The sequence below is a fragment of the Bradyrhizobium sp. KZN70725 genome (assembly GCF_055264925.1).
Genome location: NZ_JBUYWT010000007.1, coordinates 78,505 through 93,792, shown reverse-complemented (window position 1 = coordinate 93,792; position 15,288 = coordinate 78,505). Strand labels below are relative to the sequence as shown.

Below are 15,288 nucleotides of genomic sequence, written 5' to 3'. Positions count from 1 at the left end.
GGTCATGTCATTTCTGGGCACGAGCGCCCTGGCCGACAGTCTGCGCCGCAATGCCCGGCTTCAGCCGCCAGTCCTCGCCAAAATCCGCGAGCGGGTGGAAGAACAGCGGCTCGGTGGTCTCGAGCCGCCGCAGCCGTTCGGCATAGTCGTTGAGATAGCGGTGCCGCGTGGCCTCGTCGACGAAGTTCACTGAATACGACACGAACGGCGGCAGCACCTTGCAGCCCGCATAGGCCAGCATGCCGTTCTGGATCGGCCACAGCACCACATCGAGCGCACCGACCAGCCCGTCGGGCGCGCACATGCCGGGATAGGCGGCGGTCGAGGTCACGACCATGGCGCGGCGGCCGGCAAGGCCGCCGGTGTCGTAGCGGCGGCCGCTGCCGTAAATTGCGCCGTTGACGAACACGCGGTCGATCCAGCCTTTCATGATGGCGGGGACCGAGAACCACCACAGCGGAAACTGCAAGATCAGGAGGTCGCACCACAGCAGCTTCTCGATCTCGGCGGCGATGTCGCCGCTGAGCGCCCCGTGCTGCAGATTGTATTTCTGCTCGCGGTCATATTGCAGCCGGTCGGGAAACCGCCGCGCGCCAAAGTCTTCGGCGGTCGCTACCGGGTTGAACCGCATGGCGTAGAGATCGGAGATCCTGACCGTATGCCCGAGCGCGGTCAGTTCCGCCACCGACCGCGCCAGCAGTGCAGCGTTGAACGACTGCGCCTCCTGATGGGCAAAGACGATCAGGACCTTCATCTCTCTAGTTCACCGGCTTGAAGCTGAGCGTCGCGGCATCGGCCTGCATGATCTGCAGCTTCTGGTTGGAGAAGCGGACGCCGGGACCGAAGCTGATCGGCGCCATCACGCCGGTCTCGACATTCCTGGTCTTCTCCAGTTCCGAGATGGTGCAGGCCCAGGTCGGCTGCTTGCCACAGCGCTCGATCGCCGCGATCAAGACCTTCGCGGCGGCATAGCCGGTCATGGTGTAGCGGTTGATGCCCTTGAACTCGGCCTCCGACACCAGCGGCTTGGCCTTCTCGAGGAACGCCTTGCCCGCCGCGCCGGCGAACGGCTCGACATAGTCGACCGCGTAGATGCCGTCGCCGGCCGGGCCCATCAGCTTCAGCACCGGCTCGATGCGGCCGGGCCAGAAGATGCCGGTCACCGGCTTGATGTTCAATTTCTCGAGCTCCTTTGTCATCGCGATGTTCTCGGCGATGATGCCGCCGGCCAAAAATACTTCGGCGCCGGCATCCTTCAGCTGCAGCATGTCGGATGAGAAGTCCTGCTGGCCCTTCTTGTAGTTGCCGCTGTAGACGACGTTCAGCTTCTTGGCCTTGACCACGGAATCGAAGCCGTCGCGCACGGTGATGCCGTAATCGTCGTCCTGGGTGATCAGGCCCCATTTCTTGCCGGGGTTCCTGTCGGCGAGGAAGTTGACGAGGTGGATGATGCCCTCCTCGTAGGATTGCCCGACCACGAACACGTTCTTGCGCGCCGGCTCCCACAGGAATTTGACCGGCGCGACGTCGATCACGGTCGGGATGCCGGACTTCTCCAGCACCGGCATCACGGCGATCGACTGGCCCGAACCGGAGATGCCGAGCATCGCGAAGACCTTGTCGACGTCGATCACCTTCTTGACGCCCTGGATGGTTCGCGCTGTGACGTAGCCGTCGTCCTCCAGCACATATTTGATCTTGCGGCCGTTGATGCCGCCGGCGGCGTTGGCTTCGGCGATCGCGATCTTGTGGCCGATCGAGGCGGCGACGCCCAGCAGCGCCGGCGGGCCGGTCAGCGGCTCGACGTCGCCGATGAGGATCTCGCTGTCGGTGATGCCGGGATCGGCGGCAGCAGCCGGGCCGGTCGCGAGACAGGCCGCGGAAAGCAGCAGCGCGGCCGCCGCCAGGTGTTTGATCATCGTCTCCTCCTCATGGTGTTGCGTCTTTTCTTGTTAGTAGCGCAGCGGCCAGTGCACCCAGGCCCGCCTGATGTCGTGCCAGGCGCCGACCAGCCCCCGCGGCTGGAAGCGCAGGAACAAGATGATGACGAGGCCGTAGAGCATGCTCTTCAGCTCCTGCGCGCCGGTCGTGAAGGTCGCATCCATCTGCGCGCTGAACAGGCTGAAGACGATCCGCGTCGCCTCCGGCAGCAGCACGATCAGGATGGTGCCGAGCACCGCGCCGAGCGCCGAGCCGAGTCCACCGACGATCAGGATCGCCAGCGCCTCGATCGAGAGCAGGAACGGAAAGCCCTCGACGCTGACGAAGGAGAGATAGATGCCGTACAGCGCGCCGGCGATGCCGGTGATGAACGCCGAGGTAACGAAGGCGAACAGCTTGTAGGCATGCAGGTTGATGCCCATGACACGCGCCGCCGTGTCGTTGTCCCTGATCGCGACAAAGGCGCGGCCGACCCGGCTGCGGCGGATGTTGAGGGTGGCGAACAGCGTCAGTGCCGCGATGCCGAGGCAGAGATAGGTGAAGGCCGCGTCGCCGTCGAAGCTGATGCCGAGGATCTCGGGCCGCTGCACCTGAATGCCGCGTGCGCCGTTGGTGAGCCAGCGCATCTCCAGGATCACGGTGTTGATGATGAAGGAGAAGGCGAGCGTGGTGATGGCGAGGTAAAGTCCCTTGAGCCGGAGCGAGGGCGCGCCGACGATCAGGCTCGCCAGCGCCGGCACCACGCCGGCGCCGAAGAAGCCGACCAGCGGCGGCATGTGGTACTTCGAGACCAGCACCGCATAGGCATAGGCACCGGTGACGAGGAAACCGACATGGCCGAGCGAGATCAGGCCGGTGTAGCCGGTCAGGATGTTGAGTCCGAGCGCACCGGTGACCGTGATCAGGATGATCATCAGGAACGACAGCGCGTAGGAGTTCAGCACAAAAGGAGCGGTGCTCAGCGCCAGCAGCAACACGGCCGACCATAGCCACACCGGCGGGGAATCGATCAGCGCAACCAGTTCGCCGTAGCTCTGCTTGTAATCGCCGGTGCGCATCACACCCTCTCGATGTCGCGTTCGCCGAAGATGCCGAACGGGCGGATCATCAGCACGATGATGATCATGGCAAAGCCCGCGACCTCCTTCATGCCGGAGCCGATATAGCCGCCGGCCAGGTTTTCGGTGATGCCGATCAGGAGGCCGCCGAGGCCGGAGCCGAGCACGGCGTCGAGGCCGCCGAGGATGGTGGCCGGAAACGCCTTCAGCCCGAGCTGGAACATCGCCGGCGATAGATCATAAGACAGCGCGAAGAACACGCCGCCGATGCCGGCGATCACCGAAGACGCGGCCCAGGCCAGCGCATGAACTCTTGTTGCGCTGATGCCCATCAACAGCGCCGTGCGATCGTCGGCTGCGACCGCGCGCATCGCAACCCCGACCTTGCTGTAACGGAAGAACGCCCAGATCGCGGCGATCAGCAGAAGCAGCGTCGCGATCACCGCAATCTGCCCGGTACGCACGCCGATGCCGCCGAGATGCACGATGCCGCGGCCCATGCCGATGTCGAGGCCGTGCGGATAGGCGTCCCAGATGAAGTTGATGGCGGAGCGCAGGATCACGGCGAGCCCGATCGTGACCATCACGGTCGCGAATACCGGCTCGCCCAGCATCGGCCGCATCACGAGCCGCTCGATGATCAGGCCGAGCAGGACAGCGGCGAGAATCGCGCCCACCGCGACGACGAACACATTGCCGCTGACCGTGGTCGAGATCGTCCAGGCGGTATAGGCGGTGATCATGGTCATCTCGCCCTGGGCGAAATTGACCAGCCCGGTGGACTTGTAGATCACCGCAAAGCCCATCGCGATCAGCCCGTAGATCGCGCCGATCGCGAGCCCCGAGATCAGCAGCTGGATGAGATACTGCATTCAGCCCTCCGCCCGGTAGATGATGGCGAGTTCACGGGCGAACTTCTTCTCGATCATTGCGCGGCGTACCTTCTGGGTGGCGGTCAGCTCGCCGTCGTCATGGTCGAGCTCCTTTTCCAGGATGGCGAACCGCCTGATGTTCTCGACCCGGGCGAACCGCTTATTGGTCTCGTTGACGACGCGCTCGACCAGCTCATTCACTTCGGGAAGCTGCGAGAGCGATTTGTAGTTGGTGTAGGCGAGCGCCCGGTCGCGCGCCCAGCGGCCGACATTGTCGTAGTCGACCTGGATGATGGCGCCGAGATACTTCTTGGCCTCGCCGACCACGATCGCTTCCTTGATGAATTCGGAATCCTTCAGCGCGTTCTCGATCTCGGACGGCGCGATGTTCTTGCCGCCAGCGGTGATGATGATCGCCTTCTTGCGGTCGACCACGGCGATCTCGCCATTGTCGAGGACATCGATGATGTCGCCGGTGCGCAGCCAGCCGCCGGGCTCCAGCGAGGCGGTCGAGGCCTTCTCGTCGAGGAAGTAGCCCTTGAAGACGCCGGGGTTGCGCAGCAGGATCTCGCCGTCGGTGTCGCACTTCCATTCGGTCTGCGGCAGCGGCACGCCGCAGCCGCCGATCCGGTGATGGCTTGCGGTCTGGATGAAGGCGACGCCGCCGCTTTCGGTGAGGCCGTAGCCCTGCGACACCGGACGGCCGATGATGTCGAAGAAGCGCAGCGTCTCCGGCGAGATCGAGGCGCCGGCGCAGAGCCGGTGCCGACTGTAGGCAAAGCCGAGATGGCGCTGCAAATTGCGGAACATCAGGAGATAGAGCAGTCCGTAGGCGGCACGATCGAGCATACTGGCCTTGCCGGCCTGTCGACGGTCGGACAGCGTGCGGCCCCAGGCGAGGCAGGCCCTGGTGAAGCTCTGGCGCAGGCGGCCGCTCTCGCCGAGGCGGAACAGAAAGCCCTGCTGCAGCTTCTCGTAGATGCGGGGAACGCCGACGAAGAAGGTCGGCGCGATCTCGCGGATGTTGATCGCGACGGTGTCGATCGATTCGGCGAACGAAACGGTGCCGCCGAGCACGAGATGGGTCACGGTGCCGTAGCAGCGCTCGGCGACGTGGCACAGCGGCAGATAGCTCACCGCCTCGAACGGCTTGTCGGCAGTGCCCACGGTTTTGGCGTAGGCATAGGCGGCGTAGACGAGATTGCGATGGGTCAGCATCGCGCCCTTGGGCGGGCCGGTTGTGCCTGAGGTGTAGACGAGGATGCAGACGTCGTCGGGCGCGCCCTGGCTGATCAGGCGGTCGAGCGTCGCGTCGGCCTCCGAATTCTCCTGGGCGTAGGTCCTGCCGCGCTCGCACAATGCGGCGAACGACATCAGCTCCGATTGCCGGTAATGCCGCAGGCCCTTCATGTCGACGCAGACGATGGCCTCGAGGTCCGGCAGGCCGCCATTATTGGCCATCGCGTCGAGCACCTTGTCGGTCTGCTCCTGGTCGCCGGTGACGACGATGCGGGCGCCCGAATGCTTGACGATATATTGCAGCTCGACCCAGGGATTGGTCGGATAGATGCCGACCGCCACCGCGCCGATCATCTGCGCACCAAGGTCGGCGTAAAACCATTCCGGCGTGTTCTCGCCGGCGATGGCGATCCGGTCGCCAGGCTTGATGCCGAGCGAGAGCAGGCTGAGCGCCACCGCGCGCGCGGTGTCGTAATAGTGCCGCCAGGAATAGGGATTCCAGATGCCGTAGTCCTTCTCGCGCAGCGCCAGCGCCTCGCCGTGCATCGCGGCGCGCTGCCGTAGCAATTGCGGGATGGTGATGGCGGCATCCGCAAGCGTAGCCTGCAACGCGTCGATGCCGGCTGCGGGCACACTGCGTGCGGCGCTGGCTGGCAGCGGCGGATGAGCGGTGCGCAGGCTGTCCAGCGTCGACATCACGCGCCTGCCTTTGTCATCGCGTCAGTGCGCTGACCGCCGAGATAGGCGTCCGCGACTGCCGGATCGCGCCTGATCGCACCAGGTGCGCCTTCGGCGATCTTGCGGCCGAAATTCAGCACATGGACGCGGTCAGAGATGTCCATCACGATGCGCATCTCGTGCTCGATCATCACGATGGTGATGCCGAGCTCGTCGCGGATGTCGAGCACGAAGCGCGCGATGTCCTCGGTCTCCTCCTGGTTCATGCCGGAGACCATCTCGTCGAGCAGCAACAGCTTCGGCTCGCAGGCGAGCGCGCGGGCGAGCTCGACGCGCTTTTGTTGGCCATAGGACAGCGTGCCGACCACGGCGTCCCTGATATGCTCGATCTCGAGGAATTCGATGATGTGCTCGACGCGCTGCCGTGCCGCGATTTCCTCCTTGCGGGTACGCCCGTAGAACCACACCGCATCGAGCACGGTCGAGCGCAGATGGGTGTGGCGGCCGGTCAGGATGTTCTCGACCACGGTGCCGTGCTTGAACAGCGCCAGATTCTGGAAGGTGCGGCCGATACCGACGGCGGCGAACTTCCACGGCGAGATCGTCGAGAGGTCGATACCGTCGAAGATGATGCGGCCGCCGCTCGGCCGCAGCACGCCCGAGATCATGTTGAACAGCGTGGTCTTGCCGGCGCCGTTCGGACCGATCACGCTGCAGATCTCGCCGGGCGCGACGCGCAGGCTGACATCGGCGACTGCCTGCAGGCCGCCGAAGCGCTTTGACAGGTTCTCGACCGTGAGCAGCGCGGTCACGACAGCCACCGCTTGCGGCGCTTGTAGTGCTTCACGTCGCGCAGGCTCTTGCGACCGGTGGAGGAGACGCCGAGATAGAATTCCTGGACGTCCTCGTTGGCGGTGAGCCTCGCTGCCGTGCCGTCGAGCACGACGCGGCCGGTCTCCAGGATGTAGCCGTAGTCGGCGATGTCGAGTGCGCGCTGCGCGTTCTGCTCGACCAGCAGCACCGTCATCTTCAGTTCGTCGCGCAGCCGGACGATCACCTCATAGATGCGGTCGATGATCAGCGGCGCGAGCCCGAGCGACGGCTCGTCGAGCGCCAGCAGCACGGGATCGGTCATCAACGCGCGGCCGATCGCTAGCATCTGCTGCTCGCCGCCGGACATGTAGCCGGCGATCTGGTCGCGCCTCTCATATAGCCGCGGAAACAGCGCAAACACCTTGTCGCGGCGCTCGCGCGCCTCGGCGCCGGTCCTGGTGTAGCCGCCCATTTGCAGGTTCTCGTCGATGGTGAGCGCCGCGAACACGCGGCGGCCCTCCGGCACCTGCACGATGCCGCGGCGGACCAGCTCGTCCGGTGCAAGGCGATGCACCTCGTCATTGCGGAAGCGGATGCTGCCGTTCTCGATCACGCCTTCCTCGGTATAGAGGATGCCGGACATCGCCTTCAGCAGCGTCGATTTGCCGGCGCCGTTGGAGCCGAGCAGGGCGACGATGCTGCCCTCGGGCACCGCGATCGAGATGTCACGGATCGCCTCGATCGCATTGTCGTAGACGATCCGGATGTTGCGGAATTCGAGCAAGCCATCCTGCGCCGGCGCGGCCTGCGGCGCTGCTTGCGGCGTCGGATGCGGGATGGTCGTCGGCATCGCGTTCAGACCCCGCCTGCTGACCGGCGAGGGCGCGCGGCGAGGATCGCATCGGTGACGAGCTTGGCGGTCTCGGCGCAGGCCTGCGTGCCGCCATTGCCATATTGCTTCACCGCGTCGCCGACGCACCACAGGCCCTCGATACCGGTCTCGCGCGGCAAATCGTAGCCGGCGCAGCTGCGTTGTGCCGGCCAGTCGTCGCGCATCACCCGGATCGACAGGATTTTTGCCTGGTCGAAATTCGCGAACTGCTCGCGCAGATCCTCGAGCGCGAGCTGGACTTCTGCATCGGAGTCAAAGTCACCGAGCGCGGGTACCGGCACGGCATAGGCGACATAGAGGTGCCAGCCGGGCGGCGCCAATTCCGGACAGGTAGCGGAGAGGTTGGCCATGTTGCAGAGCCGGCGCGTCTTGCCGAAGGTGACGATGCCGGGATGACCGATCAGCGGCTCGCGGCTCGCGACATTGATGACGATGTTGGCGGCCGGGCGAAGGTCGTTCTTCACCCTGGTGATATAATCCGCCGGGAACGCCTCGCTGCCGGCGAGCGCGACGGTGGCCTTTGGCCCGGCATTGCTGATGACGAGATCGGTGTCGATCCGCACCAGTTCACCATTGCGCAGAACGGTGACGCCTTCGACGCGGCCGTCTGATGTGTGGATCGTGGTCGCCGGCGTTTCCAGCCAGATGTCGCCGTTGCGCCTGATCGCGCTGCCCAGGCTGTTCCAGACCCCGATCGTGCCCTGCGGGCAGAAGCCGAATTTCTTGAAGGCGCCCTTGCTGGTGAAATAAGTGAGGAAGGCGCGGGCCGGCAGCTCGGCGGCGTTGCAGGCGAAGATCGCCGCGCAAAGATTGCGGAACAGCGCGTGTACGGTGGCGTTGCTGGTGTAGCCCTTCAGCCAGTCCTCGGTCGATTGCCGCCCGTCGGGCAGGTTGCCGGAGCGGGCGTCGGCGAATTTCTCCAGGATGCGCGAGGCCTGCTTGGTCAGTTGCCCGAGCAGCAGCGACCAGCCGCCGCGGCCGACATCGATCACCTTGCCGTCGATGAAGAACGAGCTCGCGGGCTCCGGCGCGCGGATGTCGAGCGGGGCACCGACGGTGTGGAAGGTTTCCTCGAACACGCCACCGAACTCGATCGCGATCGCCCCGATATTGACCTTGAAGCCATCGATCTCCTCGGTCGAGGCGCGCCCGCCGAGCCGGTCCTTGTCGTCGACGACGAGCGTATGCAGCCCGCCATGGGCGAGACGCGCCGCGGCACACAGCCCGCCGGCACCGGCTCCGATCACGACAGCATCGATCCTCTGAGAATCCACGCGCAACCTCCCGCGATGCCGCCGGGTTGCTCCCGGCGTGCGCAATCCGCTTGCTTGATGGAAGGCAGTCTATTATAATCCGACCGGTCGTTCAAATTATTTTTTGACGCAGGTCGCTCGTCGCACGGGCGATCGAAGAGTTCTGGTGGATGGTGCCCGCAAAGGGGAGGAGAGCCTAGGGCTGCGGTAGTATAGAGAGAGGCAGTAGCCCGATTCCGGCGGCGCCGATGGTGCATGAGAGAGACGGCAATGGCGCGGACGCGCTCAGAGAATTACGACGAGATTCAGCGGAACATTCTCACCACTGCCTGCGGCCTGTTCGCGCGGCAGGGCTACATGCGTGCCTCGATCGCCGACCTTGCGGATGCCTGCAAGCTGTCGCGCGGCGCGCTGTACCATTATTTCGATTCCAAGGAAGCGATCCTGTTCGCGATCCTCGACGCCCATATCCGCGAGATGATCGCGGACGTCGAAGCCGCGATGGCCGAAAAGGCGACGACGCTGGAGCAGTTCCGCGCCGCGATCCAGGCCATCGTCGCGCTGAATGCGCGTTCGAGCGACGAGCAGCGCGTGATCCTCAACGACCTCTCGTTCCTCGGCGAGACCGAGCAGGATGCGATCAAGGCGCTGGAGCGCCAGCTGGTCGACACGGTCTCGGATCTGCTGGTCAAGCTCGACAAGGAAGGCAAGATCGTCAAGCGGACCAAGAAGATCTACAGCATGATGCTGTTCGGCATCCTGAACTTCAGCCACACCTGGTACGATCCGAAGGGCGGGATCGATCCAGGGGAGTTCGCCGACATGGTGGTGGACCTGTTCCTGTACGGCTTCACCATGCCGGTGCCGGCAAAGAACGCCGCGCGGCCGCTGCGCCAGCGCGCGTGAGGCCGACGCGGCGCGCACTGCGGCTTCGCGCCGAAGACATCTCTCGCAGCGATTATTCCTCATCTCGTCTGCACATCATCGTGAAGGCCGAGACGTTGTCCCGCGCGTAACGCACGCGCGGCACGCTGCGTAGTTTTGCCACGAACGCCGCAACAGCGGCCGATGATGGCATCGCAGCGAGGGAAGAAACAACCGCATGAATCTGTCGTTCAACATCGCCGAACAGGGCGAGGGGTCTTATCGAGCGCTCGCGATCCTGCGCTGGGTTATGGTCGTGATCTTCGTGTCGTTCGGCATGCAGAAGTTCACGCTGCAATCGGCGCAAGGCATCGCGCAGTTCATCAGCAACAGCCCGTTCATCTCGTGGCTGTCGGTGTTCGGCCTCCGCGGCGAGGCCTACGTGCTCGGCGTCGCCGAGTTCGGCATTGCGGCGCTGCTCGCCGCCGGCGCGTTCAGCCCGCTTCTCTCGGCGATCGGCTCGCTGATGGGCGTCATCACCTTTGCGGTGACGTGGTCGTTCTTCTTCACGACGCCGGGGGTGGTCAAATGGAGCCTGTCGACCGATCCGATGGGCTGGAACCTGGCCGGCGAGTTCCTGTTCAAAGACATCGTGCTGCTTTGCGTCTGTCTCGTGCTGCTGTTGGCGTCGTTGCCGCGGTCGATCGTCCGCTTGCGCGCCACATAGGCTCGCGCGGCGCGATCGATGGTTAATCGATGTTTAACGAGGCATCGCGCGCATCCGGCATCTGGAACAGGACAAAACGTCGCGGATGACCGTGTCTTGAAAATCGAATCCGACCGGCTTATGCAACCTTCGATTGACGAATTGTTGCTAGGAAGAAACGTCCCCGGTTGGGAGCGGAATGTGACGAAGTCAGAAATATCCTTGGCCCGATCGGTAAGCGCCGATCTTGCCTTTTCGTCGAAGCCCACTCCCGTCATTTTCAGACGTCCCGCATTTTTTAGTTCGATTGCAGTTCCCGCACCGTGGCTGGAGTGGGAGGGCGGTCGCGATCGCGGCTTCCGGAAGTGACCACCGGAACAGCGATCGGGCCGCCCCGTCCCCAGCCGGGCGGGTAACGGCGCAAGACGCGCAATCGTGAATTCGGACGCTTGGGTTCCACCGCTAGGATCGTGATGTCGCCATCTATCGATGGTGAACAGATTGTCTGCAGGTCGCATCGCAACATCGTGCCGATTTCGTTCTTCATGAGACAATGGCTCACCGTCCGGATCGCGGCCGTCCTGTTCGTGGTCGCTGGTAGCGTGCTTGGGGTAGCGCGCGCGGATTCCGACATGGACGCGCAGATCAGGGACATCGTCACGACGGAACTCGCGCCGACCGCGACCGCGACCGACCCGGGCGGCCTCGCCGCGGCGGTCTACGCCGGTGGCCGGGTCGCGTTCTTCAACTACGGTTTCGCTGATGACTCAGCGAAGCGGCCGGTCACCCCGGACACGCTGTTCAACCTTGCCTCGTTGCGCAAGCTGTTCGAGGCGACGCTGGTCGCGCTCGGCACCGAGCGCGGCGAATTGCGGCTGGACGATCCGGTCGGCAAGTATCTGCCCGAGCTCAACGGCGACTACGTCAGCCGCGTCACCATCGGCGAACTCGTCAATCATACGTCGGGGCTGCTGCTGCCGACCGATCATCCGCCATGGCCGGTCGGGACCTTCAGCCGTGATCAGTTCATCGCGATGCTCAACGCGTGGACGCCGCCGGCAGGAGAGCAGCCGGGCAAGCAGCGCATCTACAGCCATGCCGGCTATGTCCTGCTGCAGCTGGTGCTGGAGCGGCGCTATGAGATGCCGATCGCGACGTTGATCGGGAGCCGCATCCTCAATCCGCTCGGAATGACGTCGACCTTCGTTCCGGACCGCAGCGAGGACAACCGCGCGAGGATGGCGCCCGAGCTGATGCAGCGCGTGGTTCAGGGCTACTCCCACGACGGCACGGCGATCGGTCCGCCGGGCAATCAGCAGCGCTATTACGATTTTCCAGGCACCGGCCAGATGTTCTCATCGGCGCGCGATCTCGGCATATTGCTGGGCGCCTGCCTCGACGGCGCGGTGATCGATCCCGAATTGCGCGCAGCGTTGCAGATGACCGAGCGGGAGAGTTTTCGCGTCGACGAAAAGTTCGGCCAGGCGATGGCATGGGAGCATGTGCGGCTGGACGGCATCACCGTGATCGACAAGCCGGGCGGTCTCAATAACGCCTCAGCCTATGTCGGCCTGGTGCCGGCGCGCAGGCTCGGCATCGTGCTGCTCGCCAATCGCGGCGACTATCCGCACGAGATCGCGCGCTACAGGATCTTGCCGGCCCTCGCGCGACTTTAATCGCAGGACGTGCCAGTCCAATGACACGGCCTGCGCGGCAGGGCAGAGGATGCATGCAAAAATCGCGATGGCGCGGAACCGTGATGAGCTGTATAAGCCGGTAGCTTCTTCTCCATTTTGAAGAGGCTGATATGACCGATCTGTATCCTGATTTGCACAATTGGCTTTCGCAACAGCCCCATGGGTTGCGAACCTTCAGGACCTTCCAGCAAAAACTCGAGATTCTGAGCAAGGACGACCCGGAGCAACGCGGCGTTTGCCGGCTGCTGAGCGGACTCGTCGGCAACTACGTCGAAACCTTCGACGAGGAGCCGCTGCCGGTCGCGGTCGCCGACCGCGCCTATGGCCGGCTGCTCGATCTCGTCGCAAGCCTTGATCTCAAGGGAAATCCCGACCGGCGCCTCGCCGACATCAACCGCATCGCGTCCTGCGATCTGCTGAACTGATCGCGGCGGCTTAGCGCCGCGTCGTCGCGAGCTCGCGATAGAGCGCGGCGTAGCGGCCGGCGCGATTGTGCCAGGAGACATCGGTGGCCATGCCGGCCTGCTGCAGCCGGCACCATGTCACCTTGTCGTTGAACAGCAGGTTTGCCTTGCGCAAGCCGTGGGCGAGCGCATCCGAGGTGACGGGTGCGAACTTGACGCCGGTCGGCGCATCGCCGGTGATCGCGACTTCGTCGAAGTCGAGCACGGTGTCGGCAAGGCCGCCGACATTGGCGACAACAGGGACCGCGCCGTAGCGCAGCGCGCACAGCTGGGTGAGGCCGCACGGCTCGAAGCGCGACGGCACCGCGAGCGCGTCCGCGCCGGCCTGGATCAGATGCGCCAGCGCCTCGTCGTAACCGATCACGACCGCGATCCGTCCGGGATTGTCGCGCGCCAGCGCGGCGTAGCGATCCTGCAGGTCGCGATCGCCGCTGCCGAGCAGCGCAAGCTGAATGCCTTCGCCGAGCAGCGTCGGAATGTTCTCGAGCAGCAGGTCGAGGCCCTTCTGCCATGACAGCCGGCTGATGACGCCGAGCAGCATCGCATCCGGTGTGGGATCAAGCCCGAAGCGCCGCTGCAGCGCTCCCTTGTTCACCGCGCGCTCCGCCGGCTGCTCGGCGCTGAAGCGTGCCGCGATGTCGGGATCGGTGGCCGGATTCCACACCGATATGTCGATGCCGTTGAGGATGCCGCTCAGCACATCGGCGCGTTCGCGCAGGAGGCCGCCGAGCCCCATGCCGCCCTCGTCGCTTTGAATCTCCCGCGCATAGGTCGGCGACACCGTGGTGATGCGGTCGGCGAATTGCAGGCCGGCCTTCAACAGGCTGATGGTGCCGTAATATTCGACGCCATGGAGCGCGTAGGATTCGCCCGGCAGGCCGAACGCGGCAAGCATGTCCGGCGAGAACTGGCCCTGATAGGCGAGGTTGTGCACGGTCATCACCGTGCCGGGCCGCGGTTGCCCGGCATAATGCAGGAGGGCGGGTGCGAGGCCCGCCTGCCAGTCATGCGCATGCACGATGTCGGGGACGAAGGAGGTGATCGCGCCCTGGCCGATCTCCGCCGCCATCCGCGACAGCGCGGCAAAGCGGATGCCGTTGTCCGGCCAGTCGCGTCCGTCCGGGCCGACATAGGGATTGCCGGGCCGCGCATAGAGATGCGGCGCGTCGAGCGCGAACAGATCGAGGCCATCATGCGTGCCGCCCAGCACGCGGATCGGCCCGCCGTAGAATTCCGGCCGGTGCAGCAGCGTCTCCGCCGAAGCCAGCGCCTTGAGCACGTCGGGATAGCCGGGCACCAGCGTCCGCGTCGTGACGCCGTGCTGCTTCAGCGCCGCCGGCAGCGCGCCGACCACGTCGGCAAGGCCGCCGGTCTTGACGATCGGGTAGACTTCAGAGGCGACTGCGAGGACGCGGATGGGCGTCATGTCCCCAGCCTGTCGATCATCGACTGCGTGATCAGCGTGATGCCGCTCTCGGTGGTGCGGAAGCGCTTGCCGTCGAATTCGGGATCCTCGCCGACCACGAGCCCTTCCGGAATCCTCACCCCGCGATCGATCACGACGTTTCGGAGCCGTGCTCCGCGGCCGACATTGACATAGGGCATGATCACCGCATTCTCGATATTGGCGTAGGAATTGACGTGCACGCCGGTGAACAGCAAGGAGCGGCGCAGCGACGCGCCCGAGATGATGCAGGCACCCGAGACCAGTGAGGTCACCGCCTGGCCGCGTCGTCCGTCCTCGTCATGCACGAACTTGGCGGGCGGGGTGATCTCGGCATAGGTCCAGATCGGCCATGATCGATCGTAGAGGTCGAGCTCGGGCACCACGTCGGTGAGATCGATATTGGCGCCCCAGTAGGCATCGACGGTGCCGGCATCGCGCCAGTAGGAGCGGGGATCGTCGCCGGAGCGGACGCAGGAATCGTTGAACTGATGCGCGATCGCCCGGCCGTGCTTCACGATATAGGGGATGATGTCCTTGCCGAAATCGTGGGCCGAGTTCGGGTCAACGGCATCGCGGCGCAACTCGTCGAACAGGAATTCCGAATTGAAGACATAGATGCCCATGCTGGCCAGCGACTTGTCGGGCTTGCCGGGCATCGGTGGCGGATCGGCGGGTTTCTCGAGGAAGGACTGGATCAGGCCGGTCTCGTCGATATGCATGATGCCGAAGGCGCTGGATTCAGCCCGCGGCATTTCAAGGCAGCCGACCGTGACATCGGCGCCGCTTTCGACATGCTGCTTCAGCATGATCTCATAATCCATCTTGTAGACGTGGTCGCCGGCGAGCACCAGGATGTACTTGGTGCCGTGCGCTTCGAGGATGTCGATGTTCTGGTAGACCGCGTCGGCCGTGCCGACATACCACATCGTTTCGGAGACGCGCTGGCTTGCGGGCAGGATGTCGAAACTCTCGTTTCGCTCCGGCCGGAAGAAGTTCCAGCCGCCTTGCAGATGCCGGATCAGGCTGTGCGCCTTGTACTGGGTCGCCACCGCGATGCGGCGGATGCCCGAATTCACCGCATTGGATAGCGCGAAATCGATGATGCGCGACTTGCCGCCGAAATAGACCGCGGGCTTGGCGCGTTTGTCGGTGAGCTCCTGAAGTCTGCTGCCGCGTCCGCCGGCCAGCACGAAGGCGAGGGCGTGACGCGACAAGGGTTCATTTCCGACGGATCTCATGGTCATCCTCCCAGAACTTCGGGCTGGCCCCGCTACCTTCTCTTGTCCGGAAGGCCTGATCGGGCGCCAACGGGGCCGATTGGGAACGTAGCAAGTGCATCCCGGTTGAGCAAAGCGGGATGGCGG

Annotated in this window: 14 protein-coding genes; 4 read left to right on the top strand and 10 right to left on the bottom strand. The window is 64.6% G+C overall.

What is annotated here, in order from left to right:
- Positions 1-7: 7 nt before the first annotated feature.
- Genes ACZBJS_RS09120 through ACZBJS_RS09085 form a run of 8 tightly spaced genes read right to left on the bottom strand, consistent with a single transcriptional unit; the run spans position 8 to position 8,767 of the window.
- Complete coding sequence (locus tag ACZBJS_RS09120; protein WP_316396026.1) at positions 8-754, bottom strand: NAD(P)H-dependent oxidoreductase; 747 nt, start codon at positions 752-754, stop codon at positions 8-10.
- A gap of 4 nt (positions 755-758) precedes the next feature.
- The gene (locus ACZBJS_RS09115) at positions 759-1,919 is read right to left on the bottom strand and encodes an ABC transporter substrate-binding protein (protein WP_316396025.1); all 1,161 of its coding nucleotides are present in this window, start codon (positions 1,917-1,919) and stop codon (positions 759-761) included.
- 33 nt (positions 1,920-1,952) lie between these two features.
- Positions 1,953-2,999 (bottom strand): branched-chain amino acid ABC transporter permease, encoded by a 1,047-nt coding sequence (locus ACZBJS_RS09110; protein WP_463438653.1) that lies wholly within the window; start codon positions 2,997-2,999, stop codon positions 1,953-1,955.
- On the bottom strand, positions 2,999-3,871 hold the full coding sequence (locus tag ACZBJS_RS09105; RefSeq protein ID WP_076829052.1) for a branched-chain amino acid ABC transporter permease: 873 nt from the start codon (positions 3,869-3,871) through the stop codon (positions 2,999-3,001). The genes ACZBJS_RS09110 and ACZBJS_RS09105 overlap by 1 nt, the downstream gene beginning before the upstream one ends.
- A complete protein-coding gene (locus ACZBJS_RS09100) occupies positions 3,872-5,806 on the bottom strand; it encodes an AMP-dependent synthetase/ligase (protein ID WP_253624218.1) in 1,935 nt (644 codons plus the stop codon).
- Entirely contained in the window at positions 5,806-6,600 is a 795-nt protein-coding gene (locus ACZBJS_RS09095) for an ABC transporter ATP-binding protein (RefSeq protein ID WP_463438652.1), read from the bottom strand. Before ACZBJS_RS09095 ends, ACZBJS_RS09100 begins: the two co-directional genes overlap by 1 nt.
- Entirely contained in the window at positions 6,597-7,451 is an 855-nt protein-coding gene (locus ACZBJS_RS09090; RefSeq protein ID WP_316396022.1) for an ABC transporter ATP-binding protein, read from the bottom strand. Before ACZBJS_RS09090 ends, ACZBJS_RS09095 begins: the two co-directional genes overlap by 4 nt.
- 5 nt (positions 7,452-7,456) lie before the next feature.
- A complete protein-coding gene (locus ACZBJS_RS09085; RefSeq protein WP_316396021.1) occupies positions 7,457-8,767 on the bottom strand; it encodes a phytoene desaturase family protein in 1,311 nt (436 codons plus the stop codon).
- A gap of 249 nt (positions 8,768-9,016) precedes the next feature.
- On the opposite strand from ACZBJS_RS09085, the gene ACZBJS_RS09080 reads away from it, so the two are divergent.
- The 4 genes from ACZBJS_RS09080 to ACZBJS_RS09065 all read left to right on the top strand — a co-directional run bounded on the left by ACZBJS_RS09080 (position 9,017) and on the right by ACZBJS_RS09065 (position 12,438).
- Positions 9,017-9,652: a TetR/AcrR family transcriptional regulator gene (locus ACZBJS_RS09080; RefSeq protein ID WP_076829047.1), complete on the top strand. Its 636-nt coding sequence runs from the start codon at positions 9,017-9,019 to the stop codon at positions 9,650-9,652.
- A 196-nt stretch (positions 9,653-9,848) separates the two neighbouring features.
- Positions 9,849-10,337 carry a DUF417 family protein gene (locus ACZBJS_RS09075; protein WP_229190951.1) on the top strand — a complete coding sequence of 163 codons (489 nt, stop codon included), beginning with the start codon at positions 9,849-9,851 and terminating at the stop codon, positions 10,335-10,337.
- Positions 10,338-10,861: 524 nt separating this feature from the next.
- Positions 10,862-11,992 (top strand): serine hydrolase, encoded by a 1,131-nt coding sequence (locus ACZBJS_RS09070; protein WP_082653927.1) that lies wholly within the window; start codon positions 10,862-10,864, stop codon positions 11,990-11,992.
- 131 nt (positions 11,993-12,123) lie between these two features.
- The gene (locus tag ACZBJS_RS09065; RefSeq protein WP_057018843.1) at positions 12,124-12,438 is read left to right on the top strand and encodes a hypothetical protein; all 315 of its coding nucleotides are present in this window, start codon (positions 12,124-12,126) and stop codon (positions 12,436-12,438) included.
- 10 nt (positions 12,439-12,448) lie between these two features.
- On the opposite strand, the gene glgA is transcribed toward ACZBJS_RS09065, so the two are convergent.
- Both glgA and glgC read right to left on the bottom strand, forming a co-directional pair.
- Positions 12,449-13,903 carry a glycogen synthase GlgA gene (glgA, locus tag ACZBJS_RS09060; RefSeq protein ID WP_463438651.1) on the bottom strand — a complete coding sequence of 485 codons (1,455 nt, stop codon included), beginning with the start codon at positions 13,901-13,903 and terminating at the stop codon, positions 12,449-12,451.
- Positions 13,900-15,162 carry a glucose-1-phosphate adenylyltransferase gene (gene glgC / locus ACZBJS_RS09055; RefSeq protein ID WP_057018901.1) on the bottom strand — a complete coding sequence of 421 codons (1,263 nt, stop codon included), beginning with the start codon at positions 15,160-15,162 and terminating at the stop codon, positions 13,900-13,902. The genes glgA and glgC overlap by 4 nt, the downstream gene beginning before the upstream one ends.
- Positions 15,163-15,288: the final 126 nt, after the last annotated feature.

Excerpts from the sequence above, each read along its gene's own strand:
- ACZBJS_RS09120 (WP_316396026.1), bottom strand. The coding sequence starts at position 754 with ATGAAGGTCCTGATCGTCTTTGCCCATCAGGAGGCGCAGTCGTTCAAC.
- ACZBJS_RS09115 (WP_316396025.1), bottom strand. The coding sequence starts at position 1,919 with ATGATCAAACACCTGGCGGCGGCCGCGCTGCTGCTTTCCGCGGCCTGT.
- ACZBJS_RS09110 (WP_463438653.1), bottom strand. The coding sequence starts at position 2,999 with ATGCGCACCGGCGATTACAAGCAGAGCTACGGCGAACTGGTTGCGCTG.
- ACZBJS_RS09105 (WP_076829052.1), bottom strand. The coding sequence starts at position 3,871 with ATGCAGTATCTCATCCAGCTGCTGATCTCGGGGCTCGCGATCGGCGCG.
- ACZBJS_RS09100 (WP_253624218.1), bottom strand. The coding sequence starts at position 5,806 with ATGTCGACGCTGGACAGCCTGCGCACCGCTCATCCGCCGCTGCCAGCC.
- ACZBJS_RS09090 (WP_316396022.1), bottom strand. The coding sequence starts at position 7,451 with ATGCCGACGACCATCCCGCATCCGACGCCGCAAGCAGCGCCGCAGGCC.
- ACZBJS_RS09080 (WP_076829047.1), top strand. The coding sequence starts at position 9,017 with ATGGCGCGGACGCGCTCAGAGAATTACGACGAGATTCAGCGGAACATT.
- ACZBJS_RS09075 (WP_229190951.1), top strand. The coding sequence starts at position 9,849 with ATGAATCTGTCGTTCAACATCGCCGAACAGGGCGAGGGGTCTTATCGA.
- ACZBJS_RS09070 (WP_082653927.1), top strand. The coding sequence starts at position 10,862 with ATGAGACAATGGCTCACCGTCCGGATCGCGGCCGTCCTGTTCGTGGTC.
- ACZBJS_RS09065 (WP_057018843.1), top strand. The coding sequence starts at position 12,124 with ATGACCGATCTGTATCCTGATTTGCACAATTGGCTTTCGCAACAGCCC.
- glgA (WP_463438651.1), bottom strand. The coding sequence starts at position 13,903 with ATGACGCCCATCCGCGTCCTCGCAGTCGCCTCTGAAGTCTACCCGATC.
- glgC (WP_057018901.1), bottom strand. The coding sequence starts at position 15,162 with ATGAGATCCGTCGGAAATGAACCCTTGTCGCGTCACGCCCTCGCCTTC.